This is a genomic window from Rhizobium sp. BK529 (assembly GCF_014194105.1).
In the GTDB taxonomy this organism is placed as follows: Bacteria; Pseudomonadota; Alphaproteobacteria; order Rhizobiales; family Rhizobiaceae; genus Rhizobium.
Map to the genome: position 1 here is coordinate 391,928 of NZ_JACIAU010000004.1, position 21,532 is coordinate 413,459.

Genomic DNA, 21,532 nt, shown 5'->3' on the forward strand with positions numbered 1-21,532 from the left:
CATGGGAAGGGCGCCGCGTAAACTGCGGCGTCCTTTCAATCGCTGATCTCGACCTGCAGGGGAAAGTGGTCGGAGCCCGTGGAACTCGTATCGACGGCGGCGGATTTCAGCCGATCCTTCAAACCGCAACTGACGAAGCAGTAATCAAGATGCATGCGCCTGCCGCAATCCTTCGGGTCCATCCAGCTATAGCTTCCGGACGTATAGGCTCCGAGCGCCGCAAAGGCGTCGATCGGCGTGCCGATCCGCGCCGTGCGACCGTGAAACCGGTCGATCGATCCGGCAAAGGTGCAATATTCCTGCGATTCCGGCTCCATGTTGAAATCGCCCATAATTATGTAGTTCTCCGGCAGCGGCGGCTCCGGAAGTCCGAATTCGCTTGCACCGCTGAGCGAGGCGCCTTCCTGAATGAAGGCGTTGACGCGATCGCCGAGGTAGAGAAGCTGGGCGATACGCTCGTCGACGGAAACATGGTCGAGATGGACGGAATAGACGCGGACAGCGCCGCCCGGCAGGGCAATAACGGCTTCCGTTGCGCCGCGCTGCAAATTGATCTTGTCGACCGTACGGCTGCGCGGCAGAAGCAGCGTTCGCGTCGACAGGATAGGCCAGCGCGACAGAACCATATTGCCGAACTGGAAACGGGTGCCGCGCGGCAGGGGAATCTGGCCCTCCGGCGCCTCGACATGCATGTCGCAGGCTGGTCCATAGACCCAGAAATGGTCGGGAAACAGGGCCGCGATGATACCGGGCATGTCGGCATAATCGTTCCGGATGAAGCCTCTCGTCACCTCCTGCAGGGCGATGACATCAACGCCGTCGAGACTTTTGGCGATGCGTTCCAGATCGTATCTGCCATCGAGACCGAAGCCGTACTGTATGTTATAGCTCGCAAAAATCACGATATTCTTTGACCTCCGCCTGAACCGCCTATATCGAATGGGCCAAGAGGGGTCGCCCAAACGCACCGAGTACTGGAAGTAAAATGAAATTTCTCGATGAAGCAAAGGTCTATATCCGGTCGGGTGATGGTGGCGCGGGCAGCGTTTCCTTCCGCCGCGAGAAATTCATCGAGTTCGGCGGGCCTGACGGAGGCGACGGCGGGCGCGGCGGCGACGTCTGGATAGAAGCCGTCAATGGCCTCAATACGCTGATCGATTTTCGCTACCAGCAGCACTTCAAGGCCAAGGTCGGCATGCACGGTATGGGCAAGAACCGCACCGGTGCCAATGGCGACGACGTGACGCTCAAGGTGCCTGTCGGCACGCAGGTCCTCGAAGAGGACCAGGAAACGCTGATCTGCGACCTAACGGAGGAAGGCCAGCGCTTCTGCCTCGCAAAGGGCGGCAATGGCGGCTTCGGAAACGCCCATTTCAAGTCTTCGGTCAATCAGGCACCGGACTGGGCCAATCCCGGTCTGCCTGGCGAAGAAAAGACCATCTGGCTGCATCTGAAGCTGATCGCCGATGCCGGCCTCGTCGGCCTGCCGAACGCCGGCAAGTCGACCTTCCTTACTTCAGTGACCCGTGCCCGTCCGAAGATTGCGAACTATCCGTTCACAACGCTGCACCCGAACCTCGGGGTTGCCACCATCGACGGTCAGGAATTCATCCTCGCCGACATTCCCGGCCTTATCGAAGGCGCGCATGAAGGTGTCGGTATCGGCGACCGCTTCCTCGGCCATGTCGAGCGCACACGCGTGTTATTGCATCTGGTTTCCGCGCAGGAGGAAAAGGTCGGGAAGGCCTATAGAACGGTCAAACACGAGCTCGAAGCCTATGGCAATGAGCTGGCTGACAAGCCGGAGATCGTTGCGCTTTCGCAGATCGACGTGCTCGACGATGCGACCCTGAAGAAGAAGGCCAAGGAACTCGCCAAGGCCTGCGGCAAGACACCCTTTCTGATTTCGGCCGTCACCGCCAACGGTATGACCGAAGTGCTGCGCGCGCTGCGCGACATCATCGTTGAAGCCAATGCCGAGGAAAAGCCGGCCAAGACGCCGAAGCTGCGCCATCGCGACATGATCCTCACCGACGAGGACGAGAGCGATGAGTAGCCGTAAACCGCTGGATCGTTACCGAAGGATCGTCATCAAGATCGGTTCGGCTTTGCTGGTGGACCGCAAGACCGGCCTGAAGAAAGCCTGGCTCGATGCCATGTGCTCCGATATCGCGGGGTTGAAGTCCAAAGGTGTCGATATTCTCGTCGTATCGTCAGGCGCTATCGCGCTCGGCCGCTCGGTGCTCGATCTTCCCTCCGGCGCCCTGAAGCTGGAGGAAAGCCAGGCTGCAGCGGCGGTCGGCCAGATCGCGCTGGCACGCGCCTGGTCGGAAAGCCTTTCACGCGACGATACGGTCGCCGGCCAGATCCTGCTGACGCTCGGCGATACGGAGGAGCGTCGCCGTTACCTCAACGCCCGCGCCACCATCAACCAGCTTCTGAAGATCGGCGCTGTGCCGATCATCAACGAGAACGACACGGTCGCAACCAGCGAAATCCGTTATGGCGACAACGACCGCCTTGCCGCCCGCGTCGCCACCATGACCGGCGCCGATTTGCTGGTCCTTCTCTCCGATATAGACGGTCTCTACACCGCTCCGCCGCATCTCGATCCGAACGCGCAATTCCTGGAAACCATTGCGGAAATCACCCCCGAGATCGAAGCAATGGCCGGTGGCGCGGCCTCCGAACTCTCGCGCGGCGGCATGCGCACCAAGATCGATGCCGGTAAGATCGCGACGACCTCCGGCTGCGCCATGATCATCGCCTCGGGCAAGACGGAAAGCCCGCTTTCAGCAATCGAAAACGGTGCGCGCTACTCCTGGTTTGCGCCTTCGGGCACGCCCGTCACCGCCCGCAAAACCTGGATTGCCGGACAGCTTCAGCCAGCCGGCATGCTGCATCTCGATGAAGGCGCAGTCACGGCGCTCGGCGCTAGCAAAAGCCTGCTTCCCGCCGGCGTGCGCAGCGTCTCCGGCAATTTCGCCCGCGGCGATACGGTTGCGATCATCGCCCCCTCCGGCCGCGAGATCGCCCGCGGGCTGGTCAGCTACGACGCAGAGGAAGCCCGCCAGATCGCCGGCCGCAAGTCGGCTGACATCGAGGCGATCCTCGGTTATCCCGGCCGCGCCGCCATGGTCCATCGCGACGATATGGTCATGACGGCGCAGATCGGTTCGAAATCGGAAAGGCAGAAGAAGGACGCAAGCTATGCTTGATACGGTTGCGCTAAGCCCTGACATTGACGTGCTGATGAACGACATCGGCCGCAAGGCCAAGGCCGCCGCGCGACCATTGGGCTTTGCTTCCACCGATGCCAAGAACAAGGCTCTGAACGCCATGGCCGATGCCATCATGGCGAACAGAGCCCATATCCTTTCGGAAAATGCCAAGGATTTGAAGGATGTGGAGGGTACGGACATGCTCGCCTCCTTCATCGACCGCCTGACGCTGAACGACAAGCGCGTCACGGAAACGGCTGAGGGCATCCGTGCGATTGCCGCTCTTGCCGATCCCGTCGGCGAGGTCATCGCCGCCTGGGATCGCCCGAATGGCCTGAAGATCGAACGTGTCCGCACGCCACTTGGCGTCATCGGCGTCATCTTTGAAAGCCGACCGAACGTCACGGCCGATGCCGGTGCGCTCTGCCTGAAGGCCGGCAATGCGGTGATCCTGCGCTGCGGTTCGGATTCGCGCCGTTCCTCGGCTGCGATCCACGCCTGCATGGTGGAAGGCCTCAAGGCAGCTGGCCTGCCGGAACATGCGATCCAGCTCGTGCCCGTCACCGACCGCGCTGCAGTCGGCGCCATGCTGGGCGGGCTTGGTGGCGCAATCGACGTCATCGTGCCGCGCGGCGGCAAGAGCCTCGTTGCCCGCGTGCAGAGCGAGGCGCGCGTACCGGTTTTCGCGCATCTGGAAGGCCTCTGCCATATCTATGTCGATGCCTCCGCCGATCTCGAAATGGCGAAGAATATCATCGTCAACGCCAAGATGCGCCGCACCGGCGTCTGCGGCGCTGCTGAGACCCTGCTGGTTGACCGCGCCGCGATCAGCACGCATCTGGCGCCACTGGTCGAGGTTTTGCGTCAGGCCGGTTGCGAAGTCCGCGCTTCGGCAGCCGTTCTCGAGGTGATACCCGGGCTGAAGACTGCGACCGAAGAAGACTGGTCGACCGAATATCTGGATGCCGTCATTTCCGTTGCCGTCGTTGACGGCATTTCCGGTGCGATCGGCCATATCCAGAAATATTCGTCCAACCATACGGAAGCCGTGCTTGCGGAGGATCCTGAAGTCGTCGAGCGTTTCTTCACCGAGATCGACTCGGCCATTCTGCTGCACAATGCCTCCACGCAGTTTGCCGATGGCGGCGAATTCGGCATGGGTGCGGAAATCGGCATTGCCACCGGCAAAATGCACGCGCGTGGCCCTGTCGGGGTCGAGCAGCTCACCTCTTTCAAATACCGCGTTCGCGGCAGTGGACAGACGCGGCCCTGACGTGAACACAGAGCAGATAGACCGGCACTATCTCCGCATGCCGCATAGCGAACGGGGCATGATCGTCGGTCTGTTTGGCGGTTCTTTCAATCCGCCGCATGAAGGCCATGCGCTGGTCGCCGAAATTGCCATCCGCCGCCTGGGGCTGGATCAGCTCTGGTGGATGGTGACACCCGGCAATCCGCTGAAGAGCCGCAATCACCTGGCACCGCTTTCGGAGCGCATCGCCCGCAGCGAAAGCATCGCCTCCGACCCGCATATCAAGGTGACAGCCTTCGAACAGTCCTTCGGTGTCAGCTACACAGCCAATACGCTCGCCCGCGTGAAAGCACGCAATCCGCATGTGCATTTCATCTGGATCATGGGCGCTGACAGCCTGGAAAACTTCCATCGCTGGCAGAAATGGCAGGATATCGCGCGCACTTTCCCGATTGCCGTCATCGACCGGCCGGGCTCGACCCTCTCTTACCTCTCTTCGAAAATGGCCAAGACCTTCGCCTTTGCCCGCATTGACGAGGACGATGCCCGCATTCTCTGGAAGAAGCCGGCGCCCGCCTGGACTTTCATTCACGGGCCTCGCTCGACCTTGAGCTCGACAGCCATCCGCAACGGCGATCATCATAAAGCCGCGGAATAGAACGAATCGTCTGGAAAGTTTGCTGAAAATAAAAAGCCCGACGCGGGAGGAGGTGCGTCGGGCTTAAAACTTGATCGACAACTGGGAGGAGGAGTGTTGTCGATCCTATCGGACGGCTATGGGAGGAGGAGAAGCCGTCGGATGATTGTGTTTTACCACATTTGTTCAGAACGTGAATATATATCGGTGCATTGCAGCAATGCATTTAGCGCAAGTCTCGCGGAAATACAGTTGGACACGCTGCCATTTTAATCAGCAAAAACAGACGATTCAAACTTATCATTCTTTCGACCTGCCATTTGCCACCAGGAACTGCCACATTTTCGCCTCGGCGATTTCCGGCTCAAAGCGAGCCATGCATCTCGCGAATGCATGAGCATGCGGCGCGGCAAATCACGTCCAGCCACCGTTATATTTTAAGAAACGCAACCCTAGCCAAACCTTCTCTGTCGTTATATCCGTTTAAATATTTCGAACCCGGAGAGAAGATCATGCGTAACCGCCGCCACTGGATGAAACTGGCTGCCGCGATTTCGACCGTCTGGCTTGGCGCAGCAGCACTTTCTGCTCCAGCCGCAGCCGCCGAGAAGGTCACCGTTTTCGCAGCTGCAAGCGTGAAGGATGCGCTCGACGCCGCCAATGCCGCCTGGGCAAGGGAAAGCGGCAAGGAAGCCGTCGCCTCCTATGCGGCAAGCGGTGTGCTCGCCAAGCAGATCGAAAACGCTGCTCCGGCCGATGTCTTCATTTCCGCCGACCTGAACTGGATGGATTATGTTGCCGACAAGAAGCTGATCAAGGCGGACACGCGCTCCAACCTGCTCGGCAATCGCCTCGTCCTCGTAGCTGAAAACGGCAAGCAGAAGCCGGTCGAAATCAAATCGGGCTTTGATCTTGCTGGCCTTCTCGGGGATGGCAGGCTCGCTATGGGCGAACCGAAATCGGTTCCGGCCGGCAAATATGGTCAAACCGCGCTCGAGAAGCTCGGCGTCTGGAAGTCTGTAGAAGCCAAGGTTGCCTATGCGGAGAGTGTGCGCGCCGCACTCGCTTTCGTTTCGCGCGGCGAAGCGCCTTACGGCATCGTCTACCAGACGGACGCAGCCGCCGATAAAGGCGTCGCGATCGTCGGCACCTTCCCGGCCGACTCCCACCCCCCAATCATTTATCCGATCGCCCTGCTTGCTGAGAGTAAGAACCCGGACGCCGCCGCCTATCTCGACTTCCTGAAGTCGGACAAGGCCGCCCCCTTCTTTACCGCTCAAGGCTTCACGATCCTGAAATAATTGCGCAATTAGCGGCTACAGCTTAGCGTGAAGGCTCGCATCGCCGGCCTTCTATGTTTCGGAGAAGATGACGTTTGGATATGTTCGGTTTGCGCGACGAGGAATGGACGGCGATTCTGCTGAGCCTGCGCGTTTCCTTCGTCGCCATGATGGCGAGCCTCCTGCCTGGCATCTTTGTTGCACTGCTGCTCGCCCGCGGCCGCTTCTGGGGGAAGTCGCTTCTGAATGGCATCGTTCACCTGCCGTTGATTCTGCCGCCCGTCGTCACCGGCTTCATTCTCCTTATCCTTTTCGGACGCCGCGGCCCGATCGGCAGCCTGCTCGATCAATATCTCGGCATCGTGCTGTCCTTTCGGTGGACGGGCGCTGCGCTCGCCTGCGGCGTCATGGGCTTTCCCTTGATGGTCCGCAGCATCCGCCTGTCTATCGAGGCCGTGGACCGCAAGCTGGAGGAAGCGGCTGGGACGCTTGGCGCGAGCCCTATTTGGGTCTTCCTGACAGTCACGCTGCCGCTCACCATTCCCGGCATCATCGCCGGTATGATCCTCTGCTTTGCCAAAGCGATGGGCGAATTCGGCGCCACCATCACCTTTGTTTCCAACATCCCGGGCGAAACCCAGACGCTGTCAGCCGCCATTTATACGTTCACTCAGGTGCCGGGCGGCGATGCCGGCGCCATGCGGCTAACTCTCGTTTCCATCGTGATCTCAATGCTCGCTTTGCTTGCTTCGGAGTTCCTCGCGTATCTCGCCGGTCAGAGGATCGATCCGGAATGACGCTCATTGTCGAAGCAAGACATCGCCTCGGCGCCTTCAGCCTCGACGCCGCCTTCACCTCCGAGCGCGGCGTGACGGCGCTTTTCGGCCGCTCCGGTTCCGGCAAGACCTCGCTCATCCGCATCATCGCCGGCCTCACCCGCCCGGCCGAAGGCCGGGTCCTACTCGATGGCGAAACGCTGACAGATACGGCAAAAGGCATTTTCGTTCCTCGCCACCACCGCCGTTTCGGCTATGTCTTCCAGGAAGCGCGGCTCTTTCCGCACCTGAGCGTCCGAACAAACCTCTTTTATGGACGCTGGTTCGCGCCGAAATCCGTACACACGGAAAATTTCGACCGCGTCGTCGATCTGCTCGATATCGGCGAACTCCTTGCCCGCAGCCCATCCAAACTCTCGGGCGGCGAGAAACAGCGCGTCGCGATCGGCCGCGCATTGCTGTCCTCGCCGCGCCTGCTCCTGATGGATGAACCGCTGGCTGCGCTCGATGAAATACGGAAGGCCGAAATCCTGCCCTATCTCGAGCGCCTACGTGACGACATGGACATTCCCATCGTCTATGTCAGCCATTCGATTGCAGAGGTCGCACGCCTGGCAAACCAGGTCGTGGTCATGCGCGACGGCAAGGTGGAGGCGGCAGGTCCTGCGACGGAGGTCCTCAGTCGATCTTCGCTGCTCCCGGAAGACCGACGAGAGGCAAGCGTTGTGCTCGAGGGCGCGGTCGAGACCATCGATGCGGCCAAGCGGATCACAACGATCATGCTGAAATCCGGCCGAGTTTATGTTCCGGGTATTGCGCCGACTGTCGGCAAGCCCGCGCGGATCCGCATCCCCGCGCGCGACGTCATGCTGGCGACGCAGAAGCCGGAGGGCTTGAGCGCCCTCAACATTCTGGCAGGCACCATCGCCGAGCTTTCGCCGGCTGCGGATGGTACTGTGGAAATCCGCCTCGATTGCGCCGGCGACGCCGTACTTTCGCGTATCACCGCACTCTCCTGCGAACGCCTCGGCCTGCGCCAGGGCATGCCCGCTTTCGCCGTCGTCAAGACGGTTGCGCTGGAAGCCTGATCAGCCCCGACCATTCTGTTGAAGATTGCGGTTGTTCTGCAGCCAGGCGAGATCCTCAGCAAGGCTGTTACGCACCGTCTTTTCCATCTCGCGAAAGCGCGCCAGCAACTCTTCGCCGAAAGGCGTCAGCGCCGCACCGCCGCCCTTCTGGCCGCCGCGCTGCGATTCCACCACCGGGGCCCTGAACATGCGGTTCATATCGGCAACCAGCATCCAGGCGCGACGATAGGACATGTCCATTGCGCGGCCTGCCGCGGAGATCGAACCGGTCTCGCGGATATGTTCGAGCAGTTCCATCTTGCCGTGGCCGAGGCGATCGTCATCGGGAAACGTGATTCGCAGGACGGGCGTAAGCGGATTTTTGGCGATTTCGGTCATATCGATCGGAATTTGCAGAAGTCTTCATTACTTTACGCTCGACCGAAGACGCTGTACACAACTGCTCCATGTCGACCAAGGGTCGAAATCTCGATTTCGTCACGCCAAATACGGCTTTCCGCCGTCGCGCGCTGCGCCGCGTCTTGAAACGTTAATGGTTTGATGCCTATCTTAACCATGATCCGGTTGCGCCGGATTTGTGTTGTGCATGGTTTGTCATTCCAGGAAAGGGAAAGCACTGACAACAGTACACGCCAAGGGAAAAACGCTCGTCGTTGTCCCGAAGGGTTCGGAACGTGGCGCCGATGCCGCTGCCCGTGCTCTGGAAGCCGTCCTCGTCAGCCTCGAGGATTCCAAAGCTGAAGATATCGTCACCATCAACATTGCTGGAAAATCGGCGCTGGGAGACTACATGGTTGTCGTCTCTGGCCGCTCGAACAGGCATGTCATGGCGATCGCCGATCATCTTCTGACTGATCTCAAGGACGAGGGCTTCGGTACGGCCCGCGTCGAAGGTCAGGAAGGCGGTGATTGGATCCTGATCGACACCGGTGACATCATTGTGCATGTGTTCCGTCCCGAAATCCGCGAGTTCTACAACATCGAAAAGATGTGGGCGGCTCCAGATATGGACGAGGAAACGCGGCACTGACAGGCAGCTCGGCATCCGCCCGGCGCCTGAAGTGTGGTAACTGACCAGGCCGGCTTTCGATGGCGGGCCGGTAAATCCACATTGCGCTTCCGAAGCGCGGCAGAGCAGGAGCGGATGAATGCGGATTGGTCTTTTTGCGGTGGGACGGCTGAAGTCCGGCCCCGAAAAGGATCTTGCGGCCCGTTATTTCGACCGTTTTGCAAAGGCCGGTCCTGCGGTCGGCCTGGAATTTTCCCGTATTGCCGAAGTTGCCGAAAGCCGCGCCTCCAACGCCGAGACCCGCAAACGCGAGGAAGCGGCCATGCTGCTGAAGTCGCTTGCCGACGGCAGCATTCTCGTTCTTCTCGACGAACGCGGCAAGGCACTGGACAGCGAAGCCTTCGCCAATCTGCTCGGCGGCTACCGCGATCAGGGCAAGCGCGACCTGACGATTGCGATCGGCGGCGCCGATGGCCTCGATCCCTCGCTCTACGACCGCGCCGACATGACACTCTGCCTCGGCAAGATGACGTGGCCGCACCAGATTGTCCGAACCCTTATTGCCGAGCAGCTTTATCGCGCCGTAACGATCCTCTCCGGGCATCCTTATCATCGTGTCTGATACGGCCGGAAATGGTCACGCAGCCGTGTTTTGCCTCCTGGCCTGTTCTCCTTCAAACTTTCTGGCCAACGGGCCCAAATCAGCTTAGGTTCCGGGCGATTTTGAACGAGTAAACCCCAAACGTATGACGAGAGCTGCCTCCAAGCGATCACGCCTGTTCCTGCCGGCCATTGCCGCAGGGCTGAGTGCGGCCGTCACTGTCGTTTCTGGCCACTCGTCTTCAGTGCGGGCGCAGGACGCCCCCACGCCGCCCGCAGCCGAACCGGCAGCACCTGCAGCGTCCTCCGACCAGCCGCCGCCTGATCCCGCAGCCGAACTTGCGAAAAAGCGCGATGAGACCCGAGCCGAACTCGATAAGCTGTCGAAGACGATAAGCCTGTCCTCCGACAAAGTGACTGAACTTCAAAGCAGCATCGATAATCTGGAAAAGAGCACGGCAAACATACGCCAGGCACTGATCGATTCCGCCGCTCGCCGTAAATCGCTAGAAGGCAAGATTCTCGCTAGCGAAAAGAAGCTCGCCGAGCTCGGCGTGAAGGAAGACGGCATCCGCCGCTCCCTACACGAGCGCCGTGGGCTTCTTGCCGAGGTTCTCGCTGCCCTCCAGCGCATGGGCAGAAACCCGCCGCCTGCCCTTCTCGTGACACCGGAAGATGCGCTCGGCTCTGTTCGTAGTGCCATTCTGCTCGGTGCCGTGGTGCCTGGCATCCGCAAGGAGACCGAAAAACTCGCCGCCGATCTCGCCAATCTTTCGGCCCTGCAGACGGCAAGCGCCAAGGAGAAGGAAGATTTCGCCGCCACCATGGCAAACAGCCTGGAGGAAGAACGGCGCATGGACCTGCTGCTTGCCGAAAACGACAAGCTCAGCCGCTCGAACACCGCCGAGCTGGAGGCCGAGAAGCATCGTTCGCAGGAGTTGGCGGGCAAGGCGACGACGCTCGAAAGCCTTGTAGCCTCGATGGAAACGGAAATCGCCTCGGTGCGCGATGCCGCCGCAGCCGCAAGGCAAGCGGAAGAAAACCGCAAGCTGCTGACGGACGAACAGCGTGCCCAGGCGAAGGCTTTGGCTGACAGCGGTGTGCCCGATAAAAACCGCATTGCGCCCGCATATCCCTTCGGAGAATTGAAGACAAAGCTGGAGTTGCCTGTGGCAGGCGATATTCTGCGCCAGTTCGGCGATGCCGATGGCACCGGACACGAGGCCATGGGAATGACGGTCGCGACCAATCCGGAGACGGTGGTTACGGCCCCTGCTGATGGTCTGGTGGTTTTTGCCGGCGCCTTCCGTAGCTATGGCCAGATGATCATCCTCGACGCTGGCGACGGATACCACCTGGTTCTCTCAGGCATGGATACGATCAGCACCCGTCAGGGAAAATTCGTTTTCTCCGGCGAACCTCTGGCTGTGATGGGTGCGAAAAGAGTGGCAAGCGCAACAGCATTGGCGCTGGAAACAGATCGGCCGACGCTTTACATTGAGTTTCGAAAGGACGGTAAACCGGTCGATTCCCGACCGTGGTGGACCGCCAAAGACACTGGAAAGGCACGCAATGATTCGTAGGGCTTCTCTTGTTCTGGTCGGCGCACTGATGGGCGCGACCGCGATGAGCGTCATTTACTCCGCAGGCGTGCCTGCAGAGGCGGCTGGCGCATCGACTTATAAGGAGCTTTCGGTATTCGGTGACGTCTTCGAACGCGTGCGTGCGCAATACGTAACGCCGCCGGCTGAGGACAAGCTGATTGAAAGCGCCATCAATGGTATGCTGTCCTCGCTCGATCCGCATTCCAGCTACATGAATGCGAAGGACGCCGAAGACATGCGCACCCAGACCAAGGGTGAGTTCGGCGGCCTCGGCATTGAAGTCACGATGGAAGACGAACTCGTCAAGGTCATCACCCCGATCGATGATACTCCCGCCGCCAAGGCTGGCGTCCTCGCCGGCGACTATATTTCCGAGATCGACGGCCAGTCCGTCCGCGGCCTGAAGCTTGAAGACGCCGTCGAGAAGATGCGCGGCGCCGTCAACACGCCGATCAAGCTGACGCTCATCCGCAAGGGGGCTGATAAGCCGATCGAACTGACAATCATTCGCGACGTCGTTGCCGTCCAGGCCGTCAAGTCGCGCGTCGAGGATGATGTCGGCTACCTGCGTGTCATCTCCTTCACCGAGAAGACCTATCCGGATCTCGAAAAGGCGATCCAGAAGATCAAGGCCACCGTTCCGGCCGACAAGCTCAAGGGCTTTGTCCTTGATCTGCGTCTCAACCCCGGCGGTCTGCTCGACCAGGCGATCAATGTTTCCGACGCCTTCCTGCAGCGTGGTGAAGTGGTTTCCACCCGCGGTCGCAACCCGGATGAGACCCGCCGCTTCAACGCCGGTCCGGGCGACCTGACAGATGGCAAGCCGCTGATCGTTCTCATCAACGGCGGTTCGGCTTCTGCATCGGAAATCGTCGCCGGCGCCCTGCAGGACCTGCGTCGCGCAACGGTGCTCGGCACGCGGTCCTTCGGCAAGGGTTCGGTCCAGACGATCATCCCGCTCGGCGAGAACGGGGCGCTGCGTCTGACGACGGCGCTCTACTACACGCCGTCGGGCCGCTCGATCCAAGGTACCGGCATTACGCCTGACATCAAGGTGGAAGAGCCCCTTCCGGCCGATCTCCAGGGCAAGATGGTGACCGAGGGTGAATCCGCCCTGCGCGGCCACATCAAGGGTCAGAACGAAACGGACGAAGGTTCGGGTTCCGTTGCCTACGTCCCGCCGGATCCGAAGGACGACGTCCAGCTCAACTACGCGCTTGACCTGCTGCGCGGCAACAAGAGCGATCCGTCCTTCCCGCCGAACCCGGAAAAGGCCGTCGTCGCCAAGTAATTCACTGTTCTCAAGGCCGGGCACCGCTCGGCCTTGAGGCTTTCTGCTGTTTCCCGGTTTTGGAGCGGGCAAGGAATTGGGAACGGATTTGCATGCACCTCTAGGCCGCAACCGCAAGGCGGCGCGCAAGCGTCCTGGTATATTGCGGATCGGGCAGATTGCCGCGAGCATCTGTCTTGTCGCGATCGGCGGCTTTTCCCTTTACACGGCATTTCGAAGTGATGGCCTGGAACAGGTGAAGCCTCCGGCATCGCAGGACAGATCTGCCGCCCCGCCAACCGATACGATCCAGCAGCCGCGGACACCAGGCAGTCAGGCCGCAAACGGCATGTCACGCTCCGAACCCCAATCGGGTGCCAATGTGGAACGGATGGTGACCGGCGACGGCTCCGTCGTCACCAAATACAGCCCTCGTCCGCGCGATGGCAGCGGCCCGGTCCTGGTCGATGCCATGCAGATGGGCCAGGATCCGCGGATGGCCGCCATTCCCAACGAAACGTTGCTTGAGGATACGCCCTTCGGTCGACTGCCGATCACCGGACCGGATGGACGACGGCCAATGGACCAGTATGCGCGGCCATGGTCCGGCACGCGAGGTACACGCATCGCGATCGTCGTCAGCGGCCTGGGCCTCAGCCAGACAGGCACGCAGCGCGCCATACAGCAATTGCCGGAGGAGATCACCTTTGCATTTGCCGCCAGTGGCAACAGCCTGCAGCGTTGGATGCAGGATGCGCGGCGCGGCGGCCACGAAATAATGCTACAGATTCCACTGGAACCATTCGATTATCCAGCTAATGATCCGGGGCCGGGTACGCTGCTGACATCGAAATCCGTGGCGCGCAATATCGAAAACCTGCACCGGGCAATGGGCGAGATTACCAATTATACCGGCGTCATGAATTATCTGGGCGGGCGCTTCCTCTCCGATCCCCAGGCCTTGGAGCCAATCATGCGGGATATCGGCAAGCGCGGCCTGCTCTTCCTCGACGACGGCACTTCGGCGCAGTCCAAGACCGCTGTGGTCGCCAAGGGCACGGAGCTTCCTTACGCTTTCGCTGACCTGCAGCTGGACGGCCAGGTTGACGTGAGCGCGATCCTGCAGAAACTCGATGAACTGGAGCGCATCGCCCGCCGCAACGGTCAGGCGATCGGCGTTGCCTCGGCCTTCGACGAGAGCATTGACGCGATCTCCAAATGGAGCGAGGAAGCAACCATGCGCGGCATCGAAATCGTCGGCGTTGCGGCACTCGTCAATGACCCTAGGAATCCCTGAGCGGAGAAGAGCCATGAGCCAGGCGACCATAAGAGCCGAGGATCTGCCCTATCGCCCCTGCGTTGGCGTGATGATCCTGAACCGCCGGGGCCTTGTCTGGGCCGGGCGGCGCATTCCCGACGGCAATTCCGAGTATGATGGCTCCCCCCAGCTGTGGCAGATGCCGCAGGGCGGTATCGACAAAGGTGAGGATCCGCTGGATGCAGCCTATCGCGAGCTTTACGAGGAAACCGGCATAAAGACCGTGACCTTGCTTGCCGAGGCGCAAGACTGGATCAATTACGACCTTCCGCCGCAGCTGATCGGCATCGGCCTGCGGGGCAAATATCGCGGCCAGACCCAGCGCTGGTTCGCGTTCCGCTTCGAGGGCGATGAAAGCGAGATCGCCATCAATCCGCCGCCGGGCGGCCACGAGCCGGAATTCGATGCCTGGGAATGGAAGCCGATGGAAGACTTGCCCGGCCTGATCGTTCCCTTCAAGCGCGTCGTTTATGAGCGGGTCGTAGCGGAATTCAGCCACCTTTCCGGATTGATCCCGGAAGATTGATCACCGCATCGGCTGAAGTCTTCATCAATGCGCCCAAAACGAAACCGGCCGCCCCAGGGGCGACCGGCTGATATAACATTGCCGATGGCGAATTATTCGGCCTCGTTGGCCGAGTCTGCATTGAGTTGACCGTACTTGGTTTCGCCGATCTTCTCGAGCAGGTCGAGCTGCGTTTCGAGGAAGTCGATATGGCCTTCTTCATCTGCGAGCAGCTCTTCGAAGAGCTTCATGGAAACGTAGTCACCGGCGTCATGGCAGATATCGCGCGACTTCTTGTAAGCTGTGCGGGCGTCATATTCGCCGGCAAGATCGGCTTCCAGAACTTCCTTGACGTTCTGACCGATGCGCAGCGGCGCGAGTGTCTGCAGGTTGGGATGGCCTTCGAGGAAGATGATGCGCGCGACCAGACGGTCGGCATGGTGCATTTCTTCGATCGATTCGGCGCGCTCTTTCTTGGCGAGCTTGGTGTAGCCCCAATCTTCAAGGAGGCGATAATGAACCCAATACTGGTTGACTGCACCGAGCTCTAAAAAAAGGGCCTCGTTAAGCCGCTCGATGACTTTTTTGTCGCCTTTCAATGTCCGCTCTCCTGTTTTCTTCGTGGAATTCTCTCAGGCGGGACATGAAATCAAATATCTCTGATTCCGTCGAGTGGCGGCGAGCATGATAATCTTCGGTTGTCTTGATGATGATATCGACAACGTTAGGGAAGCAACCGCAGCAACGGCCGCGCTTGGCCATGGCATGATAGACCTTCGCAGGCACGATAAGCTGCCAGCAATCCTCATCGAGAAGATTGTTGATGACGTCCCGGATCTCTTTGTCGGTTATGTAATTGCAACTGCAGACGAGCACGTCTTCATTCCAAACATGACACTTACTATCTTATTTTATTCAAAAGAAGATTGAGACTGTCAAGAAAAATCCGTGACCGAACCCGTTCACCGCTACGCAGCTAGGCGTCATAGCCCAATGAGCTTAATCTAACTCTTTAAGAAAGATCGCTTTCCCGGATATCGGGGATCATCAGTGGAAATTCCGCCCACGCGGCATTACGCTTGCAGTCTCCGCTAGATCGCTATCCCTCTCCAGCGATCGTCCATCCGTAATCTTTCTGACAAGTCCATCCCTTGCCAGTGCATCAGTTCTTTTCTGCTGCCGATGATCCTGCGTCGCACGCAATACCTCATCTGAATGCTCGCTGACGCCAAAGCGCCTTGCCTCACGCTGGAGAATGCCGAGCAGCGGGGTCATATCCTCGATATGTTCAACGACCGTATGAATAACGCCACTTTGGCTTTGTAATTTGCCGTAGATTTTCACAAGTCGGGCGCCCATGACCACTGCGCGATATCGTTCGAAGATTTTCTTCCAGACGATGGCATTGGCAACACCGGTCTCGTCCTCCAGCGTCATGAAGATCACACCTTTCGCCGAACCCGGCTGCTGGCGCACCAGCACTAGTCCCGCGATCGTCACTCGCGTCCCATTCGCAACGCGGAGCAGGTCGACATTGCGTGTCACACCTGCCCTGCCTAGTTCTTCCCGCAGGAAGGAAACAGGATGCCCTTTCAAAGATAGCGACAGGTAGCGGTAATCCTCGATGACCTGTTCTCCCGGCAGCATGTCCGGCAGGTTCGCAGCCGGTTCAGGCTGAAGATCGATGTAACGGACCGTCTCGAAAAGCGGTAGCTCTTCAGTCGCGCTCTTCACATCCAGTGCCCGCACTGCCCAAAGCGCCTCGCGCCGTGACAGTTTAAGGGATTGAAAGGCGTCCGCATCTGCCAATCGTTCGATGACGGATTTCTGCAGGCCGGAGCGCAGCCAGAGGTCACGTACAGAATGGTAACCCTCGCCACGGTTCTCGACGAGCTGTTTCATATCTTTAGAGGAAACGCCCTTGATCTGCAGAAGGCCAAGCCGCACAGCATGGCGAGACTTGATGATGTCCCGCATTTCGTCGTGGCGGAAATCGACACTTGCCCGGTCAAAAACCGCTGCCTCAAGGGTGCATTCCCAATCCGAGCGATTGATATCAGCCGGCAGGATCTTCACCCCATGCTCGCGCGCATCCCGTACCAGCTGCGCCGGAGCATAAAAGCCCATCGGCTGCGAATTCAGCATCGCTGCGCAGAAGACGTCGGGATAATAGGCTTTCAGCCATGAGGAGGCATAGACGAGTAGGGCGAAGGAGGCCGCATGGCTTTCGGGGAAGCCATATTCGCCAAAGCCTTTGATCTGGTTGAAACATTGCTCCGCGAATTCATGGTCATAACCATTTTTGAGCATTCCATCCACGAACCGTTTTTGGAAGCTATCAATTGTGCCGGTTCTCTTGAATGTCGCCATCGACCGTCGGAGCCGATCTGCTTCTGCTGGTTCAAAGTCTGCTGCGGTAATGGCGATCTGCATGGCCTGCTCCTGAAACAGGGGAACCCCAAGGGTTCTTTCAAGAACAGTCTTCAGTTTCTCACTCGGATATTGGATCGGAATGCCCTTTTTATCGTCTTCCCGACGCTTTAGGTAGGGATGGACCATGTTTCCCTGGATCGGGCCGGGCCGGACGATGGCAACTTCGATGACAAGGTCATAGAATTTATCGGGCTTAAGACGCGGCAGCATGCTCATCTGTGCCCGGCTTTCAATCTGGAAGACACCAAGTGTATCCGCTCGCCACATCATCTTGTAAACCGGCTTGCCTTCCTCTCCATGATCCTTATGGCCGAGATCGGCGAGCGTCTTTTTTACCCGGTAATTTAACTCAAGCAGCGTGAAAGCCCTTCGCAGACAGGTCAGCATGCCAAGCGCCAGAACATCCACCTTGAGAATTTTGAGATTGTCGAGATCATCCTTATCCCACTCGATCATGTAGCGATCCGGCATAGCCGTCTTCATGATCGGAACCACCTCATTAAGCCGATCCTGCGTGATCACGAAACCACCGACATGCTGCGTAAGGTGCCGTGGGAAACTCAAAAGCTCGGAGGCATATTTCAGCACGTTCCGTGTTACTGGGTCTTTGATATCAAGGCCGGCCGCCTTCGCGTCCCGCTCCGAGAGATTATCCTCTGACCAACCCCAGATAAGACTACTAATCGCCGATTGGACATCTTCCGACAGACCGAAGGCCTTGGCGACTTCACGGCCTGCTGAACGGGTGCGATAGCTAGTGACAGCAGCCGCCAGACCGGCATGCTCACGGCCATACCTTTCATAAATAGATTGAATAACCTCTTCCCGTCGCTCGTGCTCGAAATCGACGTCGATATCCGGCGGCTCATGGCGATCCATAGAAATAAAACGGTCGAAAAGGAGCGTACAATCTTCAGGATTAACCTCTGTAATTTCAAGGCAATAACAGATGACCGAATTGGCAGCTGACCCTCGTCCCTGACACAAAACTTCAAGCACATAGCGAGCGTGTTGAACGATCTTGTGAACCGTCAGGAAATAGGAGGCGTAATTTTTCTCGCTGATGAGATTCAGTTCATAATCGATTTGCTTGGCTACTTTCTTGGGAATGCCATCGGGATAGCGTTTTGCCGCCCCCACTCTCGTCAGTCTTTCAAGCGTCTCCTGCGGCGTCTCGCCGGGGTCGTTTTCAGGCGGATAATTATGTTTCAGCTCATTCAGCGAAAAGATCAATTTGTCGAAAAAGACCTGCGTGTTCTCTATCGCGTCGGGATAGTCCCCAAATATCCTGGATATTTCACGTGAATCCTTGAGAAAGCGCTCGGCATTCGGCGCCAAAAGGAATCCGGCTTCCGATATCTGCACGTGTTCCCGGATTGCGATGACTACATCCGAAAGCGGCCGGCGCTCAGGATGATGATAGAGTGGTTGATTGGTTGCAATCAGCGGCACTCGGTTGCGGGCGGCAAGCATGGCAAGCACCGCAAAGGCCTGCCGATCGCGGCCGTCATAGGCTGGCGACAACGCCATGAAAAATGCCTTGCGGAACCGTTTGCGGAACCGCTCCAGATAGTCTTCGAGCGCCGCCTGTTTGGCTGGGTCATTTATAACGATACGATCCGGGATGAGGGCAAGCATCATCTCGTCGCCCCATTTCATGAGCTCCGCTTCCGTGAGGATGCAGGTTCCCTTGACGGCTTCCTCTTTCAGGTTTCCGGCGCTGAGCAGGCGGCAGAGATTTGCCCAGCCTTTCCGGTTCCGTGGATAGGCAAGGATATCAGGCGTTCCATCGGAAAAGACGAGACGGGCGCCCGGCTGAACCCGGATAGGATCGAGAATGATCTCCGTTTTTCCCTTCTTCTCTGCCTCGGCTAATATCGCATCCCTGTTCTTGTATCTCTCCACAAGCTGCTGTGCCTGCGCATGAGCCCGCACCACGCCGGCAACCGAATTGCGGTCAGCAATCCCGAGACCGCCAAGCTTCAAAAAAGCGGCCTGCACGACCATCTCTTCAGGTTTCGAAGCACCTTCGAGGAACGAGAAATTCGTCTTCGCGCCGATCTCGAAAAATGCGGGTTCGGGTCTCATGCAAAAACCCCGTGCATGAACCAGCGGGGATTGGGGTTCTCACGAAAGAGCCCCAGGCGATAGATCCAGAAGCGGTGTCCGGCCTCGTCCTCGATCCGAAAATAATCCCGCGTTTCGGCATCGTCTCCATCGATCCACCATTCCATGGCGATCCGTTCCGGCCCCTCGCTCTTTGCCACTTGATGCTGCAGACGTCGCCAGCGGAAAATCTGCGGTGCACCGTCAGGCACTTCGGCAAATGCAACCTCTACCGGTTCCGGCGTTTTAAAGAGTCGCAGAGGGCGCTCCTCGCGGAAGGGAAGGGCACTGTCCTGCTCCACCTTGCGCCGAGCCGGAAGGCTCTCCATTGCCGGCACCGTAAGCACGGCACGCTCCGGCACATGGCTCTCGCGAAGCTGGAAGCTTTGGAGGCAATCCGGGCCAAGCCGCGCCGCAACACGATCGATAAAACTCGAAAGCGAAATTTCCCCCTGCCGATCGCCTCCGAAGTCACCCTGCGCATCACGGAACGGGTCATGCCGCAGGACATTCAGACGCAGGATTTCGAAGCCATAGCCGGCATCGATATCGTCATAGATCACCTGCAGTTGCTCGGAAAACAGTCCTGCAACTAGCTTTGGTTCACGAAGCGGCCGCGAAGCGCCGACGGAAATGCGGAAAACCCTGCCATCGACACGAAACAGCACCAGCTCGAACACCCGGCCGCCGACGCCGCGCGCCTCCAGGGAGGGTTTCAGCGATATGGCAACCTGCCCGATGACGGCAAGGATCTGTTCTTCCGTACCAATCGGCTCGACCAGACGGCACTCGGACGAGAGGCTGGCGACGGGACGCCGGGGTGAAATCGGCTCCTCCTCGCGGCCAACCGCCTGATCGAGACGCAGAAGCAGCATTGGTCCGAAACGGCGGGTCAGCGGTGCCCGCGGCGCATGAATGACGTCACCGATATATTTGAGGCCGAGCTTTCTTAGGGCATCGACGGACTGTTCTTCCAGCCGTAAGGCTGCGACAGGCAGCGGCATCAATATGCGTTCCGTCTCCTCCTCTTCCACGACTCCGCCCTGCCCGAAGCGGGAGACGGCCCAGGAAAGACCCGGAGACGAGGAAATCGCTCCCCGTGCATCGAGCCCCATATGGAAGAGCCGCGACAGGATATCCCTCAGGAGCGTGCTTTCACCCCCAAAGAGATGGGCACAGCCGGTAATATCGAGAAACAACCCATCCTTGCCGTCGAGCGCTACCATCGGCGTGTAGCGGTCGCACCAGTCGGCGATCCCTTCCAGCAGCCTGCGGTCGGCTGCAGGGTCTTCTTCCACCACATCGAGTGCCGGATACATGGCGCGCGCCTCGGCAACGCCCTGTTCCTTCCGCAATCCCAGCTTCTCGGCAAATTCATCCAGTGCCGTCAGCCGCATAGCATTGTTGAGCTTGCCGGAACAGACGAGTGGCGGCTCCTCAGGACGCCCTTTCGAACGCCAGGAGAGCCCCCATCGCCTGCGGGCGATGCGGTCCGTTGCCAGATGCGGAAAGCTGAGCGCCAGAATGCGCTGACTGTTCGCCTGGAGGACGAGCGAAACTTGGTTCATCGACGGGGAGAAATTCGCGTTCATGGGGGTTCCACTCCAGAAGAAAGGAGAGCGGGGCCGGATTGCGGCTCTTCTCCAGCGTGAGACGGAAAATCGGATTGCCGATACTGCCGGAAAGTTTTGATCCGTCCGGCAGCGGCCGCAGATCGGACGGGGCCGGTTCGACATGCAGGCGGAAGGCAGCACTGCTCGCCTCCTCCTCTCCAGCCTGGCGGACAAGAAAAAGCGGACAGCAGACGGCACGTGCCCGGAGGCTGAGCCGGCGGCTTTCCGTCAGGCCGAAATGCAGGGGATTGCCGCGTACTTCGAAAACAACGGCCGAGAAAGCTGCACTTTCAATGGCAGCTTCCGCCAGCCAGAGCGCATCCTCCAGCTTGCGCGGCGCGGCGTGGAAAAACCGTTCCGGCTCCAGCCCGAAATCTTTGAGTCCCGGCGCATAAGGACGACCCGCCTCCAATGTGCCGACCGCATCGCCGATCCAGAGGAGCGGCAGTTGCCTGCCGGCATCTTCCTCCTGTCTCTGAAGGCGTGCCGCAACGGCCATCGCCAGGCCGCTTGCGGCCCCCGCATCGCGAGACGCTGCTGCACGGAACTCGGTAATTGCATCGAGCTGTAAGCCGCCCTCTAGTGCCTCATCGAATGGTTCCACACCGAAAGAAAGACGGGCGGGCGGGCGCTCCTGCCGCCGCTCTCGTCCTTCAGCCAGAGCTTCCCGTTCTGCCGCGGCAAGCGCCGGTGCAGGTTTGCCTTCCAATCGGGCGATGGTTTCGCGGAGCGCAAAAAGCCGCTCGCGCGCCAGGGCGGTCTGCGCCATGGCGTCCACTCCATTCATCTTGTTCCTGTTATGTTCTTATAGATTCCAGAG

General features: G+C 59.3%; 19 protein-coding genes and 1 pseudogene. 13 read left to right on the forward strand and 7 right to left on the reverse strand.

Annotated features, from left to right (window positions below):
• Window positions 1-35: 35 nt before the first annotated feature.
• The gene (locus FHX08_RS24670) at window positions 36-902 is read right to left on the reverse strand and encodes an endonuclease/exonuclease/phosphatase family protein (protein ID WP_132656044.1); all 867 of its coding nucleotides are present in this window, start codon (window positions 900-902) and stop codon (window positions 36-38) included.
• 83 nt (window positions 903-985) lie between these two features.
• Between FHX08_RS24670 and obgE the strand changes: the two genes are divergently transcribed.
• From obgE to modC, 7 genes are all read left to right on the forward strand, one after another.
• Window positions 986-2,056 carry a GTPase ObgE gene (obgE, locus tag FHX08_RS24675; protein WP_184327719.1) on the forward strand — a complete coding sequence of 357 codons (1,071 nt, stop codon included), beginning with the start codon at window positions 986-988 and terminating at the stop codon, window positions 2,054-2,056.
• Entirely contained in the window at window positions 2,049-3,218 is a 1,170-nt protein-coding gene (gene proB, locus FHX08_RS24680) for a glutamate 5-kinase (RefSeq protein WP_132656048.1), read from the forward strand. Before obgE ends, proB begins: the two co-directional genes overlap by 8 nt.
• The gene (locus FHX08_RS24685) at window positions 3,211-4,494 is read left to right on the forward strand and encodes a glutamate-5-semialdehyde dehydrogenase (protein ID WP_132656050.1); all 1,284 of its coding nucleotides are present in this window, start codon (window positions 3,211-3,213) and stop codon (window positions 4,492-4,494) included. Before proB ends, FHX08_RS24685 begins: the two co-directional genes overlap by 8 nt.
• A gap of 37 nt (window positions 4,495-4,531) precedes the next feature.
• Window positions 4,532-5,131 (forward strand): nicotinate-nucleotide adenylyltransferase, encoded by a 600-nt coding sequence (locus FHX08_RS24690; protein ID WP_245508333.1) that lies wholly within the window; start codon window positions 4,532-4,534, stop codon window positions 5,129-5,131.
• Window positions 5,132-5,622: 491 nt separating this feature from the next.
• A complete protein-coding gene (modA, locus tag FHX08_RS24695; RefSeq protein WP_132656054.1) occupies window positions 5,623-6,411 on the forward strand; it encodes a molybdate ABC transporter substrate-binding protein in 789 nt (262 codons plus the stop codon).
• Between the two features lie 74 nt (window positions 6,412-6,485).
• Window positions 6,486-7,187, forward strand: coding sequence for a molybdate ABC transporter permease subunit (modB, locus tag FHX08_RS24700; protein ID WP_132656056.1), 702 nt, complete (start codon window positions 6,486-6,488; stop codon window positions 7,185-7,187).
• Window positions 7,184-8,254, forward strand: a complete 1,071-nt coding sequence (gene modC, locus FHX08_RS24705) for a molybdenum ABC transporter ATP-binding protein (RefSeq protein ID WP_132656058.1) — start codon at window positions 7,184-7,186, stop codon at window positions 8,252-8,254. The genes modB and modC overlap by 4 nt, the downstream gene beginning before the upstream one ends.
• Here modC and FHX08_RS24710 read toward each other — a convergent pair whose 3' ends face one another.
• Complete coding sequence (locus FHX08_RS24710) at window positions 8,255-8,632, reverse strand: winged helix-turn-helix domain-containing protein (RefSeq protein WP_132656060.1); 378 nt, start codon at window positions 8,630-8,632, stop codon at window positions 8,255-8,257.
• Window positions 8,633-8,840: 208 nt separating this feature from the next.
• Between FHX08_RS24710 and rsfS the strand changes: the two genes are divergently transcribed.
• From rsfS to FHX08_RS24740, 6 genes are all read left to right on the forward strand, one after another.
• Window positions 8,841-9,284, forward strand: coding sequence for a ribosome silencing factor (gene rsfS / locus FHX08_RS24715; RefSeq protein WP_184327720.1), 444 nt, complete (start codon window positions 8,841-8,843; stop codon window positions 9,282-9,284).
• A 118-nt stretch (window positions 9,285-9,402) separates the two neighbouring features.
• Entirely contained in the window at window positions 9,403-9,885 is a 483-nt protein-coding gene (rlmH, locus tag FHX08_RS24720; protein WP_132656064.1) for a 23S rRNA (pseudouridine(1915)-N(3))-methyltransferase RlmH, read from the forward strand.
• 154 nt (window positions 9,886-10,039) lie between these two features.
• Window positions 10,040-11,446 carry a murein hydrolase activator EnvC family protein gene (locus tag FHX08_RS24725; RefSeq protein WP_132656307.1) on the forward strand — a complete coding sequence of 469 codons (1,407 nt, stop codon included), beginning with the start codon at window positions 10,040-10,042 and terminating at the stop codon, window positions 11,444-11,446.
• A complete protein-coding gene (locus tag FHX08_RS24730; protein WP_132656066.1) occupies window positions 11,436-12,758 on the forward strand; it encodes a S41 family peptidase in 1,323 nt (440 codons plus the stop codon). The genes FHX08_RS24725 and FHX08_RS24730 overlap by 11 nt, the downstream gene beginning before the upstream one ends.
• Window positions 12,759-12,834: 76 nt before the next feature.
• Window positions 12,835-14,034: a divergent polysaccharide deacetylase family protein gene (locus tag FHX08_RS24735; RefSeq protein WP_132656068.1), complete on the forward strand. Its 1,200-nt coding sequence runs from the start codon at window positions 12,835-12,837 to the stop codon at window positions 14,032-14,034.
• Window positions 14,035-14,047: 13 nt separating this feature from the next.
• Window positions 14,048-14,581: an RNA pyrophosphohydrolase gene (locus FHX08_RS24740; protein WP_132656070.1), complete on the forward strand. Its 534-nt coding sequence runs from the start codon at window positions 14,048-14,050 to the stop codon at window positions 14,579-14,581.
• A gap of 92 nt (window positions 14,582-14,673) precedes the next feature.
• On the opposite strand, the gene bfr is transcribed toward FHX08_RS24740, so the two are convergent.
• From bfr to FHX08_RS31640, 5 genes and pseudogenes are all read right to left on the reverse strand, one after another.
• Entirely contained in the window at window positions 14,674-15,159 is a 486-nt protein-coding gene (gene bfr / locus FHX08_RS24745; RefSeq protein WP_184327721.1) for a bacterioferritin, read from the reverse strand.
• Window positions 15,125-15,475: pseudogene (locus FHX08_RS31635) on the reverse strand ((2Fe-2S)-binding protein). The gene bfr and the pseudogene FHX08_RS31635 overlap by 35 nt, the downstream one beginning before the upstream one ends.
• A 132-nt stretch (window positions 15,476-15,607) precedes the next feature.
• Window positions 15,608-19,081, reverse strand: a complete 3,474-nt coding sequence (locus tag FHX08_RS24755; RefSeq protein WP_132656072.1) for an error-prone DNA polymerase — start codon at window positions 19,079-19,081, stop codon at window positions 15,608-15,610.
• The gene (locus FHX08_RS24760; RefSeq protein WP_312862186.1) at window positions 19,078-20,625 is read right to left on the reverse strand and encodes a DNA polymerase Y family protein; all 1,548 of its coding nucleotides are present in this window, start codon (window positions 20,623-20,625) and stop codon (window positions 19,078-19,080) included. The genes FHX08_RS24755 and FHX08_RS24760 overlap by 4 nt, the downstream gene beginning before the upstream one ends.
• Complete coding sequence (locus tag FHX08_RS31640) at window positions 20,537-21,481, reverse strand: ImuA family protein (RefSeq protein WP_245508328.1); 945 nt, start codon at window positions 21,479-21,481, stop codon at window positions 20,537-20,539. The genes FHX08_RS24760 and FHX08_RS31640 overlap by 89 nt, the downstream gene beginning before the upstream one ends.
• Window positions 21,482-21,532 lie beyond the last annotated feature (51 nt).